This is a genomic window from Magnetospirillum sp. ME-1 (genome assembly GCF_002105535.1).
Classification (GTDB): domain Bacteria; phylum Pseudomonadota; class Alphaproteobacteria; order Rhodospirillales; family Magnetospirillaceae; genus Phaeospirillum.
The window spans coordinates 2,715,854-2,734,078 of the sequence record NZ_CP015848.1 but is presented as its reverse complement, the minus strand read 5'-3'; the positions used below and the strand labels follow the sequence as shown (position 1 = coordinate 2,734,078).

Sequence of the window (18,225 nt, the reverse complement as noted above, 5' to 3'; positions counted from 1 at the left end):
CGCATTCTATCGGAGAAATCCCCGTCTTGTCCGCCATCACCGCCGGTCTTCATGCCGTCCAGTCCCGTATCAAAGCCGCCGCGCAGGGGCGTTCCGTTTCCCTGGTGGCGGTTGCCAAGACCTATCCGGCCGAGGCGGTGCGCGAAGCCCTGGCGGCCGGGCAAAGGGTGTTCGGCGAGAACCGGGTCCAGGAGGCCAAGGCCAAGTTTACCGATTTGCGCAAGGACCATCCCGAGCTCGAGCTTCACCTGATCGGCCCCTTGCAGACCAACAAGGTGCGTGACGCCGTCGCCCTGTTCGACGTCATCGAGACCATCGACCGGCCCAAACTGGCCCGCGCCGTGGCCGACGAGATGCGGCGCAGCGGCCGCCGCCCCCTTGTGCTGATCCAGGTCAACACCGGCCGCGAGCCGCAGAAGGCCGGCATCGATCCCGATCAGGTGGAGTCCATGGTCGCCATCTGCCGCGATGAATACGGCCTCCCCCTGGCCGGGCTGATGTGCATTCCGCCGGCTAAGGAAGATCCCACCCCCCATTTCCGCCTGCTGGCCGGCCTGGCGGCCCGCCACGGCTTGGGCGTGGTCAGCATGGGAATGAGCGGCGATTTCGAAGCGGCCATCGCCGAGGGCGCCACCCATGTGCGGGTGGGCTCGGCCATCTTCGGCCATCGGGGCTAACCGTTACTGCTCCGTAACAGTGGTTGTGGTCGGGCGGCCCAGCCGCGACGACTTCTCGTACTTGTCCATGGCCTGCATCATGGATGCCGAAAACCAATCCCCCGATTGCGCGCCGGCGGCAACGCCCGGGGCGCCGGCATCCGCCTGGGCCGCCACCATCTGCTGCGCCATGGCCGCCGAGGTGGCGCGCTGGGCGTTGGGGCGATGACCGGCGATGGGCGCGTTGGACCGGTAGCCGGTGCTGGACACCGTGGTGCCGATGGCCGGGGGGCTCTGGGTGGCCAGGGACGTGGTCCGGCCGGGAATGGGCATTAGGCGCGATTCACGGCCCAGGGACATGGGCCGGTTGGCGGCGGCGGCCACCTGTTCGGTGGCGGTCTGGGCCGGAGCGGCGGCGGCGGCGGCCACCGGCTTGACCGCCGTGGCGGCGACGACGGGCTGGGCGTCCCCGCCCACCAGATCGGGCATGAGCAGCGGCTGGGCCTTGGCGGCATCGGCGGCCTTGGCATCCGCAGCCTTGGGTTCGGCGGCGGCGGCCAGGACCTGGCTCTGCTGCGGCATGGAAGTCTCGAGGCGGGCAGCCTGGGCTTCCGCCGCCGGCGCCTTCTCCTGCGTCGCGGCCAGGGCGGTGCCGGTGCCGGTGGTGGGATCCTCATCACGGAACAGGGCCAGCACATGGCCGCCGGCATCGTGGCCGGTGGATTCCTCCAGAATGCAATTGGCGGCCGAGGCGATCAGGCCCAGCGGCCCGCCGAACAGGGTGCCGCCCACCAGACGGGCGGCAACGCCGATCTTGTCGCCGGTGGCCTCGCGATAGAGGTTGTTGACGATGGGAATGTGCTGCAGCGGGTTGATGACGTCCAGGAAGTCCCAGAACGACATCTCTTCGTCGCCCTCGGCGAACATGGTCAGCTGCTTGGCGTCCGGGTTGGCCCTCGCCCTGGCCGCCTCCGCCGCCGTCACCGCGTTCTCGGTGGGCAGGGTCGGCACCAGCGTATCCATCATCAGGCTGGACGGCTGGTAGGAAGACACGGCGGATAGCGACATGGCGCACCTCGGATCAAAGATGCCATCATCTTTGCAACCGGGATGCCAGTTTTATCGTATTGTTTTTATTGTATTTTTGCCGACAGAGGCCCGGCAGAAGCCGCCATGGGGCAAAAACCGGACGGCAATTCCTGCCGGGAGACGATCAGAACAGATGCCCGCTGCGGGTCGCCTTGGTGCGCAGGTAGCCCTGATTGTGATCATTGGAGGGGAAGACGTGCGGCACCCGTTCGGTGACCTCGACGCCGTGACGGGCCAGGGCGTCCACCTTCATGGGATTGTTGGTGAGCAGCCGCACCCGACCGATGCCCAGCAGGCGCAGCATCTGGGCCGCCGGCAGGTAGATGCGCTCGTCGTCGTCGAAGCCCAGCTGGAGATTGGCGTCCAACGTGTCGAAGCCGTCATCCTGCAGCTGATAGGCCCGCAGCTTGTTGACCAGCCCGATGCCGCGGCCTTCCTGGGCGAGGTAGAGCAGCACGCCGCTGCCGGTCTGGGCGATCTCGGCGATGGCGCCGCGCAGCTGGTCGCCGCAATCGCAACGCAAGGAGCCCAGCAGATCGCCGGTGAAACATTCGGAATGCAGCCGGGCCAGGACCGGCTGGTCGGGATCGGGGTCCCCGATGACGATGGCCAGATGCTCGATGCCGCCGTCGGAGGGACGGAAGGCGACGATGCGGGCGTTCTCGGCATTCTCCAGCGGCACGCGGGCCTGGCTGACCTGGCGCAGCGAGCGGGCGGCGTTCTCCTGATAGCCGGTGACCTCCGCCGCCGCCACCCGCACCACCTGGGCCGGAGAATGGGTGGTCAAGGCCAGGACCGCGGCCGGCAACAGGCGGGCCAGCTTGGCCAGGGCGACGCAGGCCTCGTCCAGGCCGCCGGCGCGCCGCGCATCCAGGGTCGAGAACACCGGCATGGGCAACGAACGGGCGCCGGGATCGGCCAGCCAGGCAATCGTTTGAGTATCAAAACCATTGGCGGCGGCGACCCGGAACACCCCGGCCTCGGTATCGCCCAGGCCCAGCACACCGGCCCGGCGACCGGTCAGGGCCAGCAGGACGCCGCTTCCGCTGCCTGCCGCCAGCAATCCCAGGCTTTCGTCCGACACCGCCTCGGCCGCCATCATCAGCGCCTTGCCCTCGGCATGCTCCACCAGGACCAGACCGCCGCGGCGCAGCTCGGCGATGGCGCGATCCACGGCGATGAGCGAGGGGGGCGCCGCAAGTTCCGGCTTGGGTGTGATATCGAGGCTTCGGGTCATGAACGGGCTTTGCTTTTCGGCCGGCCGGAACCATACAGCCTTTGAAATGGAAAAGCCAATCCGACTCGCTTGGCCCCAACCCCGTCGTCGTGCCGCCATCGCCATGACACAAAGGGAGGGTGATATAGGGGGGGGGTGTGATATAGGGGGAGTGTCACAAGGGCCGGACATGACATCTCGCTCCCGCATCCTCCTCGCCATCGCCGACGCCCCCTTGAGCCAGGGTGTCGCCGGCCATCTGCGCCAGGTCACCGGGTGGACCGTGACCCAGGTCGCCGAGGCCGCCGAGGTCCTGGAACAGGCCCCGAACCACCACCTTGCGGTGATCGACGAGGCCCTGGACGGCCCGGCCCTCTGCCTCAAGCTGCGCGAGGCGGGAATCGGCCTGCCCCTGCTGCTGCTGGGCGCCGCCGCCACCGCGCGCTGTTGCGGTATCGAGGCCGTGCTGCCCAAGCCGCTGCGCCTGCCCGTCCTGGCGGCCCGCATCCGCGAATTGCTGGCCCGTCCGGCCGGTCTGGCCATCGGCCGCTGGCAATTCGATGAAAGCCGCTCGGTCCTGAACGGGACGGCCGGCGCCATGGTCCGCCTGACTGCCAAGGAAGCCGCCATCCTGGCCCGGCTCCACCGTGCCGCCGGGCAGGTGGTGGCCCGCGAGACCCTGCTGGACGAGGTCTGGGGCTATGGGGCCGGCATCGACACCCATACCCTGGAAACCCACATCTACAAGCTGCGCCGCAAGCTGGGCGGCGGCGTGCTGGTCAGCGAGAACGGCGGCTACCGGCTGGAAAGCCTTTCCTGAGCAGCCCAGCCACTCGCTACAGATCGAAATCCACCATCACCGGTACGTGGTCCGAGGGCTGGGTCCAGGCGCGGGCCTCGCGCGCCACCAGGGTGGAGCGCAAGGTGGGCGCCAGGGCCGGCGTCACCCAGACATGGTCGAGACGCCGCCCGCGATCGTTCTTCTGCCAGTCGGGCGAGCGATAGCTCCACCAGGTGAACAGCTTCTCCTCGGGCGGCACGAAGTGGCGCACCGCATCGATAAAGGGCACCGAGGCCTGGAAGGCGTTCAGCAGCTCCACCTCGACCGGAGTGTGGCTGACCACCTTGAGCAGCTGCTTGTGCGACCACACGTCGCTTTCCAGGGGTGCGATGTTGAAGTCCCCGGCCAGGATCGCCCGGGAGTCCGGGGTGAAGGTCGCCGCCGCCCATTGGGTGACCTCGCGCACGAAGTCCAGCTTGTGGGCGAACTTGTCGTTGAGGTCGGGGTCGGGGATGTCGCCGCCGGCCGGAATGTAGAGGCAGTGCACCTCGACCCCGTTGTCCAGGCGCGCCATCAGATGGCGGCGGTCGTCGCGGCCGCAGCGCGACAGCGCCCGGGCCTCGGCGATGGGCCGCCGCGACAGGATGGCGACGCCGTTATAGCCCTTCATGCCGTGGAAGGCGACGTGGGGAAATCCCATCGCCCGGCACTCGTCCAGGGGGAACAGCGGGTCGTCCACCTTGATCTCCTGCAGGCAGACGATGTCGGGGTTCATCACCGACGCCACCTGCCGCAGCAGGTCGATACGCAGGCGGATCGAATTGATGTTCCAGGTGACGAGACGCACGACGTGATTACTCCAGCTTGCTTGGCAAGGGACGGGTTCCGACGAGCCCATGGCGAGGAGGCAAGGCCAAGGGCCGCCTCGGCTTATGCCGAGAAAGCCAAGCCTCGCCACAGGCGAGGCGCCCGGCGACTGAGGGATATATAAACGAAAAGGGCGCCCGGTCAGGGGGGTAACCGGGCGCCCTATTGCTCCGTGTGGAGCGCGGGGTGGCAGGGGAAACCAACCCCGCAGGGCCGGACCGTTGCAGTCGCGGCCGTGCTCCTTGGAATCTGGGGTGCCGTTCTTCCCTTCACAGGTGCGGCCGACGCATGATAGCCATGCGCCCGACGCATGGCTTAGTTGCCGGTGTTGAGCGAGGGCGCGGTGAACTTGGGATTCTTGAACTCGAACAGCTTGGAATCCAGGGAAAGGCCGCTCTGGGCCTGATACAGCGACACCGTGGTCACCTGATGCTGGGCGTCCTTGACCAGCCACTGCCGCAGCGCGAAAGGCTTGTCGGAGAACACCAGGGTGATCTCGCCGGCCGCCGCGTCGTCGGCTTCCACCACCGAGATGCGCACCACGCCGGGCTGGCGGGTCACCCGGGTCACCGCCACGTCGCCGCCGTCCAGCTTGACGCCGGGACGGACCAGGATGCCGGCCGGGGTCGAGCCCAGGGGAATGTAGCTGGGTTCGCCCAGCTGGCTGTCATGGACAATCAGGAAGGAACCGTCGGCCACCACCAGCAGCGGGCTGGGCGGATCGTATTGCAGCCGCAGCTTGCCCGGCCGCGACAGATAGGCGTCGCCCTCGACGGATGTGCCGTTGGGCGAGACCTGGAGGAAACGGGCCTTGAGCGTGGTGACGCCGTTGAGATACTCCTCGGCGCGGGCGATGTCGGCCTTGTCCTGGGCCGACAGCGGCGTGCGCGCCGGGGGCGCGGCCTGGGCTGCCGTCACGAAAACCGCCGCCAGGGCCAGAAGAAGAATCCGTCTCATCGCCATCCGTTCCATTGCTCGAAAAAACCACATAGACCCCCGAATTGTGGAGGAAATGTGGCCCTTAATACTCCACCCCGGTCCGGGCCAGAACCTCGCGCTTGCCCACATGGTTGGGCTTGCCCACCACGCCTTCGGATTCCATGCGCTCGATCAGGCGGGCGGCGCGGTTATAGCCGATCTGCAGGTGCCGCTGCACGAAGGAGGTGGAGGCCTTGCCCTCGCGGCAGACCAGGGCCACCGCCTGATCGTAGAGCTCGTCGCCCGAACCGCCCCCGCCTTCGCCGCCGCCCATGCCGAACTCGCCCTGCTCTTCCTCGGTAACCGCCTCCACGTAAGACGGCTCGCCCTGGGAGCGCAGGTGTTCGACCACCTTTTCCACCTCGTCGTCGGAGACGAAGGGACCGTGCACGCGGGTGACGCGGCCGCCCGACGCCATGTAGAGCATGTCGCCCTGGCCCAGCAGCTGCTCGGCGCCCTGCTCGCCCAGGATGGTGCGGCTGTCGATCTTGCTGGTCACCTGGAAGGAGATGCGGGTGGGGAAATTGGCCTTGATGGTGCCGGTGATGACGTCCACCGACGGGCGCTGGGTGGCCATCAGGATGTGAATGCCGGCGGCGCGCGCCATCTGGGCCAGACGCTGCACAGCCGCCTCGATGTCCTTGCCCGCCACCAGCATCAGGTCGGCCATCTCGTCGACGATGACCACGATGAAGGGCAGCGGCTCCAGCGCCAGGGTCTGCTCCTCGTACAGAGGCTTGCCGGTCTCGGGGTCGAAGCCGGTCTGCACCGTCCGCGTCAGCACCTCGCCGCGGTCGCGGGCCTCGGCCAGGCGGTGGTTGTAGCCGGCGATGTTGCGCACGCCCAGCTGGCTCATGGCGCGGTAGCGGTCTTCCATCTCGCGCACCGCCCATTTCAGCGCCACCACCGCCTTGCCCGGCTCGGTGACCACCGGAGCCAGCAGATGGGGGATGCCGTCATAGACGGAGAGTTCCAGCATCTTGGGATCGATCATGATGATGCGGCACTCTTCCGGCGTCAGGCGGTAGAGCAGCGACAGGATCATGGTGTTGATGGCCACCGACTTGCCCGAGCCGGTGGTGCCGGCGATCAGCAGGTGGGGCATGCGGGCGAGGTCGACCATCACCGGCGCGCCGCCGATATCCTTGCCCAGCACCAGGGTCAGCTTGGCCGAGGCCTTCTCGAACTGCTCGGCGGCCAGCAATTCGCGCAGGAATACGGTTTCCCGCTTCTGGTTGGGCAGCTCGATGCCGATGACGCTGCGTCCGGGCACCGTGGCGATGCGTACGCTAAGGGCGCTCATGGAGCGTGCGATGTCGTCGGCCAGGCCGATCACCCGGCTGGTCTTGGTGCCGGGCGCCGGCTCCAGCTCGTAGAGCGTCACCACCGGGCCGGGGCGGACCTTCACCACCTTGCCGTTGACGCCGAAATCCGACAGCACCTCTTCCAGCAGGCGGGCGTTCTGGGCCAGGCCGTCCTGGTTGATGCGCGCCCCGCCCTGGTCGGGGGCGGGCGCCAGCAAGGTGAGCGGCGGCAGCTGGTAGCCCGAGCCGGGCGGCGGCGCGCCCAGATCGAGTGTTCCCTGGCGGGCGGCGCGCTCGCGCTTGCCCGGGGTTACCGGCGGGCGCTTGGGCTGGACCAGGGAGCCGGACGGCCGGGGCGGTTCGGCCGCCTCGTCCAGCGGCGGCGGCACGAAGGGATCGTCGTCATCCTCGTCCTCGTCGGGAGGCGGCGGCGAGAAGGCGGGCTCGGCGCGGGCCGGCACCGGGCGCAGTACCGGATCGACGCGGCGGATGCCGGGTTCGGGCTCGGCGAAGGGATGGGCACGCAAATGGGATGCCGCCTGGCCGGCGGCGCTGGCCATGTCCAGCGACCGGCGCCCCAGCCCGGCCCATTCCGCCCCGGTCAGGCCCAGCACGAACACCGTGGCTCCCAGGGCGACCAGCAAGGCGGCGGGACCGGCGATCCAGGCGAACTCGGGCGGCAACAGCAGGCCCAGGCCCTTGACCAGCAGCAATCCCAGCGCGCCGCCGGGACCGGCGGGCAGCGACGGCAATGCGGGCAGGGGCAGCGCCGCCAGGGCCAGGCCCCACAGCACCATGGTGGGCGGCAGGATCATCAGGCGCACCAGCCAGTGGCCGGGCAACCTCACCCGCACCAGCACCAGCAACCCCCACACCGCCCAGGTGAGCGCCAGTACCGCTCCGCCCCAGCCCACCGCCTGGAACAGGAAATCGGCGAACCAGGCGCCGGGACGACCCAGCGCGTTGATCACCGGACCGCTGGCGGCGGTGTCGAAGCTGGGGTCGTGGGAATCGGCGGTGCCCAGGGCGGCAAGACCGGCCGCACCCAAAGCCAGCAGGGCGAGGCCGCCCGCTTGCGTCAGGCGGCGGCGCAGGAAGTCCACGGTTCCCCGCGGCAGGAACCCGCCCGACGGCATGGTCTTGCGCGATGGAGCCGCCATCTTTCCCCTATCCTCCCAGAATCTCGGCCAGACGGGTCAGCGCGCTTTCCGTGGTGGCCAGATCATGGACCAGGGCGACGCGGATGAAGCGGCTGCCGGGATTGCCGTCCTCGGAATCCTCGGCGGCGAGATAGGCGCCGGGCAGCACCCGGATATTGCCCTCGCGCCACAGCTTGACCGCCGCCGCCTCGCCGTCACCCACGTCCAGCCACAGGAAGAAGCCGCCGGCCGGGCGGTAGAAGCCGAAGCGGCCGCCCAGGATGCGCTCGGCCGCGTCCAGCTTGGCGCGGTAGAGATCGTTGCTTTCGACCACATGCGCCTCGTCCCGCCACAGGGCGCTCGCCGCCGCCGCGATGGGCAGCGGCGTCGCCGCCCCGCCATAGGAGCGCAGGCGGGCGAAGGCGTGGATCACCGTCTCGTCGCCCACCACCACGCCGGAGCGCAGGCCCGGCACGCTGGACCGTTTCGACAACGAATTGAACATCATGACATTGGCCAGACCCTCGCCCAGGGCGGCGCAGGTGGCCAGCACGCCGGGCGGCGGGGCCTTGTCCCAGATCTCGGAATAGCACTCGTCGGCGGCCAGCACGAAGCCGTGCTTGCGCGCCGTCAGCACCTGGCGCTCCAACAGGGCGGCATCGGCCACCATGCCTTGCGGATTGGCCGGGCTGCACAGATAGGCCAGGGCCGTACGGTCCAAAAGGTCGGGCGGCAGGGTGGAATAATCGGGTTGGCTGGCCGGGCCTTCGGCGCCGGGCACGAAGACCGGATGGGCCCCGGCCATCACCGCCGCCCCGGCATAGACCTGGTAGAAGGGATTGGGCAGCAGCACCAGCGGCCGCTCGCCGCCCCGGTCGCCGCACACCGCCTGGGCGATCAGGTAGAGTGCCTCGCGGGTGCCGGCCACGGGCAGGACGGCCTTTTCCGGATCGATCAGCCCCTCGGGCAGGCCATAGCGCCGCCCGGCCCAGTCCACCACCGCCCGGCGCAGCTCGGCCGGGCCGTTGGCCGGCGGATACTTGCCCCACAGGCCCGCGTTGGCGGCCAGCACCTCGGCCACCATGGCGGGCGGCTTGTGCTGGGGCTCGCCGATGGACATGACGATGGAATCGGGCTTGGCCGGGGCACCCAGCAGCTTGGCCAGCCGGGCGAAGGGATAGTCGGGCAGGCCGTCGAGGCGGGCGTCGAGATGGGGCGCGATGGTCATGGGTCCGGCACAGGCTCAGGCAAACGTTGGTGGAACATTCATTACCTCAATTTGCCCTCCGGCCCAAAGGGAAAGGGGACCGGCCAAGCCAAGCTGGGGAAGGGGGGAGCACATGAACTAAAAGGGCGCCGGGTTTCCCCGGCGCCCTCCTCGGCCTCTCTCCCGCGGCGACGGGAAGGCTGAGGGTTCTCAGTGGACGGTCTCGCCGTGCAGGGCGATGTCCAGGCCTTCACGCTCTTCCTCGGCGGTGACCCGCAGGCCCATGACCAGATCGATGGCCTTGAGCAGGATGAACGACACGATTGCGGTATAGACGCCGGTGATCAGCACGCCGTAGACCTGGGTCATGACCTGGCCGGCATTGCCTTCCAGCAGACCGGCGGTGCCGCCGATCTTCTCGACCGCGAAGACGCCGGTCAGGATGGCGCCAGTGATGCCGCCGATGCCGTGCACGCCGAAGGCGTCCAGCGAGTCGTCGTACTTCAGCGCATGCTTGAGGCCGGTGGCGCCCCAGTAGCAGACCACGCCGGCCACCAGGCCGATGACGATGGCGCCCTTGACGTCCACGAAGCCGGCGGCAGGCGTGATGGCGACCAGACCGGCCACGGCGCCCGAGATGATGCCCAGAGCCGACGGCTTCTTGCGCAGCAGCCACTCGGCGAACATCCACGACACGGCGGCGGCGGCGGCACCCACCTGGGTCACGGCCATGGCCATGCCCGCACGGCCGTCGGCGGCCACGGCGGAACCGGCGTTGAAGCCGAACCAGCCCACCCACAGCAGGGCGGCGCCGATGATGGACAGCGACAGGTTATGGGGAGCCATGTTGTCGGTGCCGTAGCCCTTGCGCGGGCCGATGACCAGGCAGGCGACCAGGCCGGCGATGCCGGCATTGATGTGCACCACGGTGCCGCCGGCGAAGTCCAGCACGCCCATGGCGCCCAGGAAGCCGGTGGCGGTGCCCTTCTCGTCCATCATCCACACCCAGTGGCAGATGGGGGCGTAGACCACCAGCAGCCACACGGACATGAACACCAGCATGGAGGAGAACTTCATGCGGTCGGCGAAGGCGCCGGTGATCAGGGCCGGGGTGATGATGGCGAAGGTCATCTGGAACATCATGAAGACCGATTCGGGGATGGCGTTGGGCAACGCCAGCGAGCCCTTCTCGAGGCCGTCCAGCAGGAAGCGCTCCATGCCGCCGATGAAGGGGCTGGTGCCGGTGAAGGCCAGCGAGTAGCCAACGATCACCCACAGCAGGGTGACGACGCAGGTGATGGCGAAGCTCTGCATCATGGTGCCGAGCAGGTTCTTCTTGCGCACCATGCCGGCATAGAACAGCGCCAGGCCGGGAATGGTCATCAGCAGCACCAGGGCGGTGGAGGTGAGCATCCAGGCGGTGTTGCCGGTATCGACCGCGGTCGGAGCGGCGGCGACGGCGGCAGCGGCCGGAGCGGCGGCTTCCTCGGCGCCCGCCACCGAGGCGAGAAGCGTCAGGCCGAGCGCGGGGCCTACGCCTAACAGGACGGACTTCAAACGATTGCTCATGGTTACCCCCGAAGCGGCTCAGCGAATGAATGGTTTGATCGGCCTTTGATGATCCTCGGGCACGATCGACTGCCCTCTCAGTAACAAGAACCGTGCCAAGTGCCGGAAAGGCCCGGAATTCCGCGATTTTTCCCCCCACCCACCGCCGGCGCTCCGTGGATGGCCGCGCCCATGATGAAGTTTTGGGCAGGTAAATCGGGCCGTGGTCAAAATTTGTGCGGCGCTAATATTGCGTGGAAAATGCTTCAATCGCAGGCGTTTCATCCCCGCCGGCGGACAAAACAAAAGCCCGGAAGGATTGGGCCTTCCGGGCTTCGAGGGCTTGCACCGCAATACGGAAATGTCAAAGCGCTTCCGCGTTGCTTTCGCCGGTACGGATGCGATAGGCCTGCTGGATCTCGGTGACGAACACCTTGCCGTCGCCGATCTTGCCGGTGCGGGCGGCGGTCTGGATGGCTTCCACCACGCGGTCCACCAGGTCGTCGTTGACGGCGACCTCGATCTTCACCTTGGGCAGGAAGTTCACCACGTATTCGGCGCCGCGATAGATTTCGGTTTGGCCCTTCTGGCGGCCGAAGCCCTTGACCTCGCTCACGGTCAGGCCCTGGACGCCCAGCGGCGTCAGGGCTTCGCGAACTTCGTCGAGCTTGAAGGGCTTGATGATGGCCATGATCAGCTTCATCTCTGGGTCCCCATGCGATTCTTGAGGATCCGTCATCCCGGTGCGGAATCCGCCGATGATCTGGCGGGCCGGAAAAACGAATCACGGTTGATCGGTCGCAAGCCTTCTTGCGAATGTTCCGCTTCCCCTTCCCATTCAAGCCGCATGCCGAAATCGACGGTTCATCAGAAATTGATGGAAAATACCGCTTTGCCAAGGTGTTGGAGGAGACGGACGGCTGATGTCCGCTCGAATCTTGGGCGCTTTTCCCCCCCGTTTGCCTGTTTCGGCGGCGATTGCCTAATCCATTGCCCCGCTTGCGCCCGCCCGCCAGGGGTGGCAGAACAAGTCTCATGAGCCGTTCTTCCCCCTTGCGCGTCGATGTCCTGATCAATGGCGGCGGTCCGGTCGGCGCCCTGCTGGCTTGCGCGCTGGGCAAGGCCGGCATCCGCACCGCCGTGGTCGAGGCCGCGACGCCCGAGGCCCTGGCCCGGCCGGGATCGGATTCCCGCGCCATCGCCATCGCCTATACGGCGCGCAAGGTGATCGCCGCCGCCGGCGCCTGGGACGGCATGAAGGACGAGGCGGGCGAGATCCTGGAAATCCGCGTCACCGACGATTCCTCGCCCCTTTACCTGCATTACGACCACCGGGACATCGGCGACGATCCCCTGGGCTGGATCGTCCCCAATCCGGCCATCCGCCGCGAGCTGCTGGGGGCACTGGCCCGCGCCCCTTCGGTCAGCCTGCTGGCCCCGGCCCGGCTGAAGCGCCTGGAGCGCTTGGCCCACCGGGTCGAGGCGGAGCTGGAGGACGGCCGCCAGATCCACGCCGCCCTGGCGGTGGCCGCCGACGGACGCGGCTCCATGCTGAGGAATCAGGCAGGCATCACGGTGACGCGGCGCGACTACCATGAAAGCGGCATCGTCTGCATCATGGCCCACGACAAGCCCCATCACGGCATCGCCCACGAACGCTTCCTGCCCGCCGGGCCCTTCGCCATCCTGCCCCTGGCCGGCAACCGCAGCGGCATCGTGTGGACTGAAGGAAACGACGTGGCCGCCGCCATCTGCGGCCAGGACGACGAATCCTTCCGCGCCGAGCTGGCCGCCAAGGTCGGCGGCTTCCTGGGCGACATCCGCGTGGAGGGCGCGCGCTTCCACCATCCCCTCACCCTGCAATTCGCCGACAGGATGATCGACCACCGCCTGGCCCTGATCGGCGATGCCGCCCACGGCATGCATCCCATCGCCGGCCAGGGCATGAACATGGGCATCCGCGACGTGGCCGCCCTGGCTGAGGTCATCGCCGATGCGCTGCGCCTCGGCCTCGATCCCGGCGGGCCGGACGTGCTGGAACGCTATCAGCGCTGGCGGCGCTTCGACACCATGCTGATGCTGGGCCTCACCGACGGTCTGGACCGCCTGTTCTCCAACGACATCGAGCCGTTGAAGCATCTGCGCCGCTTAGGACTCGCCGGCGTTCACCAGCTGGGCCACACCAAGCGCTTCTTCATGCGCCACGCCATGGGCCTGGTGGGCGACCTGCCGCGCCTGATGAAGGGCGAAGCTCTTTAGACCGGGCTGCCGCCCGTACCCGCCCGGAGGCACAGCCTCCGGACCYCCAGTTTTTTGAAACGAGAGAGGGTTCGGGAGATTTCTCCCGATTGGGGTTTGGGGCGAAAGCCCCAAATACTACGCCACCACCGCCGCCGATTTGGCCCTTAAGGCGCGCAACGCGTCGGCCGGCGACAGGTGGACCTGCACACCCCTTCCCCCGCCGTTGATGAACACCTTGGGATGGGCCAAGGCCGCTTCTTCCATCACGGTGGGGACAGTCTTCTTCTGGCCGAAGGGCGAGATGCCGCCCACCACGTAGCCGGTGGCGCGTTCGGCATCGGCGGGCTTCATCATCTGGGCCGACTTGGCCCCCAGGGCGGCGGCCAGCTTCTTCATGGAAACCTCGCGATCGGAGGGCACCACCACGCAAGCCGGCTTGCCGTCGGCCAGCACCATCAGGGTTTTGAGCACCATGGCGGGATCGGCGCCCAAAGCCTCGGCCGCCTGCATGCCCACCTTGTCGGCGTTGCCGTCGTATTCGTAGAGGCGGACTTCGTAGGCGATTCCCGCCTTGTCCAGCGCCTGGGTCGCCCGCGTCGTCTTCGACATGGGAGTGGTTTCAGCCGCAGCCGCAGCCGCCCGACTTGGACCCGCCACCCCCGCCGCAGCCGTGCGCCTTGGGCGGCGGCGCCTTGCTGAGCGCCGGGTCGCGCGACAGGCCCAGGGCCTCCAGCTCGGCCAGGTAATCGGCCCAGATGGCGTCCTGGTTGGCGCCCAGCGCGTAGAGGTAGTCCCACGAATAGATGCCGCTGTCGTGCAGGTCGTCGAACACCAGCTTGACGGCGTAATTGCCCACCGGCTCGACGCCGATGATCCCCACATGCATGCGGCCGGAAACCAGCTGCTTCTGGTCGGGGGAATGACCCTGGACCTCGGCGGACGGGCTTTCCACCCGCAGCAGCTCGGCCGGCAGCACGAAGGTCTTGCCGTCGGAGAAGGCGACCTTCAGGGTGCGCGCCGCCTTGTCGACCTTGATTTCCTCGGGCCAGGGGCGTTCGGCGGGCATGGTCATCGCGCGTCTCCTTCGATGGCGCGGGCTTCGTCCATCAGCATGATCGGGATGCCGTCGCGGATGGGATAGGCCAGTCCGCCCTTGTCGTCGATCAGCTCCTGGGCGGTCGCGTCATAGCGCAGCGGCGCATGGGTGCCGGGAGCCACCAGGATTTCCAGCAGCTTGGTATCGAAGGCCGAAACACGCTCGGGCATGGACGATCGCTCCTAATGGATCGAGGAGCCGCCGCTTTCGTTCAGCAGCTCCCGTTGGATCAAGGTGGTCATCAGGCGGCAGCGCTCGGCATGGCTGGCCGCTTCCAGCAGGGCCTGCTTCTCCGCGGGCGCGAAGGGGCAGGCCATGGCCAGACGGACCGTCAGATCGGCGTCGTCGGCCTTTTCCAATTGGGCAATGTCGGCCGACATGCCAAGCCCCCCCAGATAGGCGCGCACGATGGACAGCAGGCCGCGCCGGTCCACCGGGCCGGTGTCGCTGCCGTCCAGGTCGGCGGCATAGGGGACATAGTCGGTCCGCACCCGGCGATAGCCGGCGCGGCCCTCCACCTCGCCGGCCAGGCGGAAACGGCAGATGCCGGTGGCGGTGATCAGGTAGCGGCCGTCGCCGGTCTCGCCGAAGGCGGTGATGCGCGCCAGGCAGCCGGTATCGTAGAGGCCGGGCACCGTGCCGCCCTTGTCCTTGTCGTCGCGCGGCTGGACCAGGGCGAACAGGCGACCCATCCCTAAGCAATCGTCGACCATGGCCAGGTAGCGGGGCTCGAACACCATGAAGGGCGCGGTGCCCTTGGGCAGCAGGATGGCGCCCGACACCGCGAAGACCGGCAGGTCGCGGGGCAGGTCGTCGATGCGCAAGGGGCGGTCGGCCTGCATGGCGGCCTTAACTGAACAGCAGGGTGGACAGCCGCTTGCGCCCGGCCACGGTCAGCTCATGGGTGGGGCCGAAGGCCTCGAACAGCTTGACCAGCTGCTTGCGCGCCGCGTCCTCGTTCCAGGCGCGGTTGCGCCGGAACAGCTCGAGGAGCTCGTCCACCGCCGCCGCACCCTCGCCGGCGGCGTAATAGGCCAGCGCCAGATCGTAGCGGGCCTGGTGGTCGTCGGCGTCGGAGGCCAGCCGGCGGCGCAGCTCGGCGGCCTCGCCCACGCCCCCGGCGCTCTTGGCCAGTTCCAGGGCGGTGGCCACCGCGGCGATCTCGGGATGGCGGACCATTTCCGGGGCCAGGCGGGCCAGCATGGATTCCGCCTGGGCGTTCTGGCCCACCGCCATCAGGCAGCGCAGCAGCCCGGCCATGGCCGAGGCGTTGTCAGGGGCTTCCTGCAGGATCTGGTTGAAGATGCCGGCCGCCGTCTGGGGATCGCCGTCGTCCAGCACCTGCCTGGCCTCGGCGATGTAGTCGTCGATGGTCGGTCCCGCGCCGCTGCCGGCGATCAGACGCTTGACGAATTCCTTGAGCTGGCTTTCCGGCTGGGCGCCGGTGAAGGCGTCCACCGGGCGGCCGCCCTTGAAGGCGTAGACGGTGGGAACCGACTGGATGCGCAGCTGCGCCGCCAGGTCCTGGTTCTTGTCCACGTCGACCTTGACCATGCGCACCGCGCCGCGGGCCTCGCGCACCACCTTTTCGAGGGCGGGCCCCAGGGTCTTGCACGGTCCGCACCACGTCGCCCAGAAATCGACGATCACCGGCACCTTCTGGGACATCTCGATCACATCGGCCACGAAGGTGGCGGTGGTGGCGTCCTTGATCAGTTCGCCCGGCTGCCCTTGCGCGGCTCCACCCGGGGCGGCGCCCTGGGCTCCGGAATTGAAGATCAGGTCCATGATGCTACGGTCCCTCGAGGTGGCGGGTACGACCCGCAATAGATGGACCGTTGCCGCCGCCGTGGCAAGTCCAAACCCGGCCATTTGCAGCCCCGGAAAAAAGCCTGCGAAAAAGTGCTTGCGTCGGCCGATTCTTTTCGTATTATCCGGGCCTCGCCGCTGGAAACGGCAGCGAACACGCCGAATTGAGCGGGCGTAGCTCAGGGGTAGAGCACAACCTTGCCAAGGTTGGGGTCGAGGGTTCGAATCCCTTCGCCCGCTCCATCGGACTTCAAGATGAAAGCCGCGAGAGATCGCGGCTTTTCGCGTTTTTGGGTCCGATTAAACCATCAGCCGACAGATGCCTGGAAGGTCTCGGTTACTCCGTGGTTACTCGGACCCAACCGACCGAATTTCCTCATTCATTACCGTCTGGCTTCACCAATTCAACGTGGCTGATGCCCAGCGCAGAGGCGATCTCGTAAAGCGAGACGATTGTCGGATTTCTACGACCCGTCTCCAGTTCGCTCAGATATTGCTGAGTAAAGCCAGAGGCATCGGCAAGCTGCTCCTGGGTCAGCCCCTTCTCTTGACGTGCCCGTCTGACGTTTCGTCCGACCAACTTGCGCATATCCATGGCAAGAGGTCGCCCGATTCGGGAGGGGATGTTTATCCACTATAATATGTAAATGCTTGGGGCTTTGTGCGACAGTGGCGCCATTAACTGGGCTAATGAGCGTGTCGTGCAAAGCATCTGTAACTGCAGCACAAACCGTGGGTATGGAATTGATCTCGCCGGTTACACGGTTGGGAAAACTCGTGTTGCCGAAGCCTTTGAAGACGACACAGGACAGACGGTCATCCAAATTCTCTCGGGCCACGTGTTTGATAGGAAATTCGGAACCGATGTGCGCCTTTCCCCCGTTGCGGACGGAGAGCGGGAGGCTTTGATCGCTTGGCTAAATGCCGGTCGAGTTGCCGTTGATGTACCTATTGATCTCCAGCAACTCGCTCAGATTGGGTCGAAGGTTGACCACGTCTGGGAGCTTACGAAGCGACCAATCGACCGAGCGTATGGCGGGATGGCACCACTCGCCGATCGGATCGGAGCCCCCGTCGCTCGATTTCAGCACCTTCTATCAGGGCTTCCGGGAGAAAGCATCTCAGCTAGCCTCGGAATTCGCCTATTTGAAACTTACCCAGCAGCCTCGCTCAAACTGATCAAGAAGGTATGCCCTTCCTTGGACCTGAAAAGCGGTTACAAACCCAGTCGGGCAAGATGGACTGGAGCGGAATGGGTCCGCGCCGATGACAATAAGCAATCTGCATCACTCGCCGATATGTGCGGCGCCATCGGCCTATATGCAGTGGAAAATATTGAAATCGATGACGATCAATTCGATGCCGCGCTTTGTGCTCTTGCGGCGTTGTACGCATCGAACACCCATTACTCATGCCTGGGTGAGGAGTTGATGAGATCAGCCCCGAAGCTGACACCTGGGCTGGCACCCGATGGCTACGTGCTGCTGAAACACCTCCCGGCAACGCTGCTCATCCAACATAAAGTTCGTAAAAGCGATCCACAAACTCCTGCCGAGCAGCCTCCGGCGACAGCCCGCGAAGAGGTGTGATGTCGCCGGGCTGACCCGGTGGGACCAGCAACCGGATTTCTTCTATCCCGAAAGCTTCACCATCAGCGTCGTGAACCACCTCGGAAATTTCCGCCGGTAGACCAAAATGCTGGGCGATGACGGCATGGGCCCGATCTTCGGCCTCCTTGTATTCCGGCCACTGCCGCTTGAGCGGCGTCGGAACATCGCCGAGATAGGCCTCGGCCGCATCGTGCATCAGCGCCTCGAATGCAAATTTCGGCGGGCAGAGCTTCGACACCAGCACGCTGTGCTCGGCGACGGAATAGAACACCCGGCAGTGGCCGTTGAACCGGCAGGTCAGTGATAGTGAATGGGCGATATCGCGGATATCGATGTCTTCGGGTCGAAGATCAAGCGGGTTGACGTTGCGGCCTGTGGCCGTGGTGATCTTATTCCCCATATACCCCTCCCCCCTTGCCCGCCCAGGGATAACACCCCTCGGGCACACTGTTAGTCTCGGCTGAATCCGCAGAGCCGCATATGGCGCTCAATTGAATGTTTCAATGCCTCCAACGTATTCCGGCCAGCCGGCGTACACCGGCCCATGCCGACATCTAGGTCATTCATGCTGTGCAGAAAATATGACGGACTGAATCCCGAGCCCCCGCTCCGTGAACCAAGAAACTGCGGGACGTTGTGCAAAGCCTCACCTACGGTTTCAGCAACGATGGCCGCATCGGTCGG

Annotated in this window: 19 protein-coding genes and 1 tRNA gene; 5 read left to right on the top strand and 15 right to left on the bottom strand. The window is 66.9% G+C overall.

From position 1 onward, the window contains the following. Positions 1–26: 26 nt before the first annotated feature. Positions 27–677: a YggS family pyridoxal phosphate-dependent enzyme gene (locus WV31_RS13000; protein ID WP_085373962.1), complete on the top strand. Its 651-nt coding sequence runs from the start codon at positions 27–29 to the stop codon at positions 675–677. Positions 678–680: 3 nt separating this feature from the next. Here WV31_RS13000 and WV31_RS12995 read toward each other — a convergent pair whose 3' ends face one another. After that, positions 681–1,724 carry a hypothetical protein gene (locus WV31_RS12995; protein WP_085373961.1) on the bottom strand — a complete coding sequence of 348 codons (1,044 nt, stop codon included), beginning with the start codon at positions 1,722–1,724 and terminating at the stop codon, positions 681–683. A 145-nt stretch (positions 1,725–1,869) separates the two neighbouring features. Beyond that, positions 1,870–2,982, bottom strand: a complete 1,113-nt coding sequence (ribA, locus tag WV31_RS12990; protein WP_085373960.1) for a GTP cyclohydrolase II — start codon at positions 2,980–2,982, stop codon at positions 1,870–1,872. A gap of 169 nt (positions 2,983–3,151) precedes the next feature. On the opposite strand from ribA, the gene WV31_RS12985 reads away from it, so the two are divergent. Then, positions 3,152–3,781 (top strand): response regulator transcription factor, encoded by a 630-nt coding sequence (locus tag WV31_RS12985; RefSeq protein ID WP_085373959.1) that lies wholly within the window; start codon positions 3,152–3,154, stop codon positions 3,779–3,781. Positions 3,782–3,797: 16 nt separating this feature from the next. Here the strand turns inward: WV31_RS12985 and WV31_RS12980 are convergent, their stop codons facing one another. The 6 genes from WV31_RS12980 to WV31_RS12955 form a co-directional block, all read right to left on the bottom strand. Beyond that, positions 3,798–4,589 (bottom strand): exodeoxyribonuclease III, encoded by a 792-nt coding sequence (locus WV31_RS12980; protein ID WP_085373958.1) that lies wholly within the window; start codon positions 4,587–4,589, stop codon positions 3,798–3,800. A 335-nt stretch (positions 4,590–4,924) separates the two neighbouring features. Then, complete coding sequence (locus tag WV31_RS12975; protein WP_237051289.1) at positions 4,925–5,566, bottom strand: LolA family protein; 642 nt, start codon at positions 5,564–5,566, stop codon at positions 4,925–4,927. Positions 5,567–5,630: 64 nt separating this feature from the next. Next, positions 5,631–8,051 carry an FtsK/SpoIIIE family DNA translocase gene (locus WV31_RS12970; protein WP_085373956.1) on the bottom strand — a complete coding sequence of 807 codons (2,421 nt, stop codon included), beginning with the start codon at positions 8,049–8,051 and terminating at the stop codon, positions 5,631–5,633. Between the two features lie 7 nt (positions 8,052–8,058). Next, positions 8,059–9,258: an aminotransferase class I/II-fold pyridoxal phosphate-dependent enzyme gene (locus tag WV31_RS12965; RefSeq protein ID WP_085373955.1), complete on the bottom strand. Its 1,200-nt coding sequence runs from the start codon at positions 9,256–9,258 to the stop codon at positions 8,059–8,061. 189 nt (positions 9,259–9,447) lie between these two features. Continuing rightward, positions 9,448–10,806, bottom strand: coding sequence for an ammonium transporter (locus WV31_RS12960; RefSeq protein ID WP_085373954.1), 1,359 nt, complete (start codon positions 10,804–10,806; stop codon positions 9,448–9,450). A gap of 343 nt (positions 10,807–11,149) precedes the next feature. After that, positions 11,150–11,488: a P-II family nitrogen regulator gene (locus WV31_RS12955; RefSeq protein ID WP_008621271.1), complete on the bottom strand. Its 339-nt coding sequence runs from the start codon at positions 11,486–11,488 to the stop codon at positions 11,150–11,152. A gap of 332 nt (positions 11,489–11,820) precedes the next feature. Between WV31_RS12955 and WV31_RS12950 the strand changes: the two genes are divergently transcribed. After that, positions 11,821–13,044, top strand: coding sequence for a UbiH/UbiF/VisC/COQ6 family ubiquinone biosynthesis hydroxylase (locus tag WV31_RS12950; protein ID WP_085373953.1), 1,224 nt, complete (start codon positions 11,821–11,823; stop codon positions 13,042–13,044). A 117-nt stretch (positions 13,045–13,161) separates the two neighbouring features. Here WV31_RS12950 and ybaK read toward each other — a convergent pair whose 3' ends face one another. The 5 genes from ybaK to trxA are packed head-to-tail and all read right to left on the bottom strand — an operon-like array spanning position 13,162 to position 15,910. Then, positions 13,162–13,635, bottom strand: coding sequence for a Cys-tRNA(Pro) deacylase (gene ybaK / locus WV31_RS12945; protein WP_085373952.1), 474 nt, complete (start codon positions 13,633–13,635; stop codon positions 13,162–13,164). A gap of 10 nt (positions 13,636–13,645) precedes the next feature. Then, positions 13,646–14,098 carry a gamma-butyrobetaine hydroxylase-like domain-containing protein gene (locus WV31_RS12940; protein ID WP_085373951.1) on the bottom strand — a complete coding sequence of 151 codons (453 nt, stop codon included), beginning with the start codon at positions 14,096–14,098 and terminating at the stop codon, positions 13,646–13,648. Then, positions 14,095–14,292, bottom strand: a complete 198-nt coding sequence (locus tag WV31_RS12935; protein ID WP_085373950.1) for a Trm112 family protein — start codon at positions 14,290–14,292, stop codon at positions 14,095–14,097. Before WV31_RS12935 ends, WV31_RS12940 begins: the two co-directional genes overlap by 4 nt. Positions 14,293–14,304: 12 nt before the next feature. Further along, positions 14,305–14,964 (bottom strand): LON peptidase substrate-binding domain-containing protein, encoded by a 660-nt coding sequence (locus tag WV31_RS12930; RefSeq protein ID WP_085373949.1) that lies wholly within the window; start codon positions 14,962–14,964, stop codon positions 14,305–14,307. 7 nt (positions 14,965–14,971) lie between these two features. Next, on the bottom strand, positions 14,972–15,910 hold the full coding sequence (trxA, locus tag WV31_RS12925; protein ID WP_168185939.1) for a thioredoxin: 939 nt from the start codon (positions 15,908–15,910) through the stop codon (positions 14,972–14,974). A gap of 189 nt (positions 15,911–16,099) precedes the next feature. Here trxA and WV31_RS12920 point away from each other — a divergent pair. Continuing rightward, positions 16,100–16,174 (top strand) — tRNA-Gly (locus WV31_RS12920). Between the two features lie 133 nt (positions 16,175–16,307). Here WV31_RS12920 and WV31_RS12915 read toward each other — a convergent pair. Continuing rightward, positions 16,308–16,526 (bottom strand): helix-turn-helix domain-containing protein, encoded by a 219-nt coding sequence (locus tag WV31_RS12915; RefSeq protein ID WP_085373947.1) that lies wholly within the window; start codon positions 16,524–16,526, stop codon positions 16,308–16,310. Positions 16,527–16,632: 106 nt separating this feature from the next. On the opposite strand from WV31_RS12915, the gene WV31_RS12910 reads away from it, so the two are divergent. Beyond that, on the top strand, positions 16,633–17,520 hold the full coding sequence (locus tag WV31_RS12910) for a DUF429 domain-containing protein (protein ID WP_168185938.1): 888 nt from the start codon (positions 16,633–16,635) through the stop codon (positions 17,518–17,520). Here the strand turns inward: WV31_RS12910 and WV31_RS12905 are convergent. Continuing rightward, the gene (locus WV31_RS12905) at positions 17,441–17,941 is read right to left on the bottom strand and encodes a hypothetical protein (protein WP_085373945.1); all 501 of its coding nucleotides are present in this window, start codon (positions 17,939–17,941) and stop codon (positions 17,441–17,443) included. The genes WV31_RS12910 and WV31_RS12905 overlap by 80 nt on opposite strands. Between the last annotated feature and the right edge of the window lie 284 nt (positions 17,942–18,225).

Excerpts from the sequence above, each read along its gene's own strand:
- WV31_RS12995 (WP_085373961.1), bottom strand. The coding sequence starts at position 1,724 with ATGTCGCTATCCGCCGTGTCTTCCTACCAGCCGTCCAGCCTGATGATG.
- ribA (WP_085373960.1), bottom strand. The coding sequence starts at position 2,982 with ATGACCCGAAGCCTCGATATCACACCCAAGCCGGAACTTGCGGCGCCC.
- WV31_RS12985 (WP_085373959.1), top strand. The coding sequence starts at position 3,152 with ATGACATCTCGCTCCCGCATCCTCCTCGCCATCGCCGACGCCCCCTTG.
- WV31_RS12975 (WP_237051289.1), bottom strand. The coding sequence starts at position 5,566 with ATGAGACGGATTCTTCTTCTGGCCCTGGCGGCGGTTTTCGTGACGGCA.
- WV31_RS12970 (WP_085373956.1), bottom strand. The coding sequence starts at position 8,051 with ATGGCGGCTCCATCGCGCAAGACCATGCCGTCGGGCGGGTTCCTGCCG.
- WV31_RS12965 (WP_085373955.1), bottom strand. The coding sequence starts at position 9,258 with ATGACCATCGCGCCCCATCTCGACGCCCGCCTCGACGGCCTGCCCGAC.
- WV31_RS12960 (WP_085373954.1), bottom strand. The coding sequence starts at position 10,806 with ATGAGCAATCGTTTGAAGTCCGTCCTGTTAGGCGTAGGCCCCGCGCTC.
- WV31_RS12955 (WP_008621271.1), bottom strand. The coding sequence starts at position 11,488 with ATGAAGCTGATCATGGCCATCATCAAGCCCTTCAAGCTCGACGAAGTT.
- WV31_RS12950 (WP_085373953.1), top strand. The coding sequence starts at position 11,821 with ATGAGCCGTTCTTCCCCCTTGCGCGTCGATGTCCTGATCAATGGCGGC.
- ybaK (WP_085373952.1), bottom strand. The coding sequence starts at position 13,635 with ATGTCGAAGACGACGCGGGCGACCCAGGCGCTGGACAAGGCGGGAATC.
- WV31_RS12940 (WP_085373951.1), bottom strand. The coding sequence starts at position 14,098 with ATGACCATGCCCGCCGAACGCCCCTGGCCCGAGGAAATCAAGGTCGAC.
- WV31_RS12935 (WP_085373950.1), bottom strand. The coding sequence starts at position 14,292 with ATGCCCGAGCGTGTTTCGGCCTTCGATACCAAGCTGCTGGAAATCCTG.
- WV31_RS12930 (WP_085373949.1), bottom strand. The coding sequence starts at position 14,964 with ATGCAGGCCGACCGCCCCTTGCGCATCGACGACCTGCCCCGCGACCTG.
- trxA (WP_168185939.1), bottom strand. The coding sequence starts at position 15,910 with ATGGACCTGATCTTCAATTCCGGAGCCCAGGGCGCCGCCCCGGGTGGA.
- WV31_RS12915 (WP_085373947.1), bottom strand. The coding sequence starts at position 16,526 with ATGGATATGCGCAAGTTGGTCGGACGAAACGTCAGACGGGCACGTCAA.
- WV31_RS12905 (WP_085373945.1), bottom strand. The coding sequence starts at position 17,941 with ATGGGGAATAAGATCACCACGGCCACAGGCCGCAACGTCAACCCGCTT.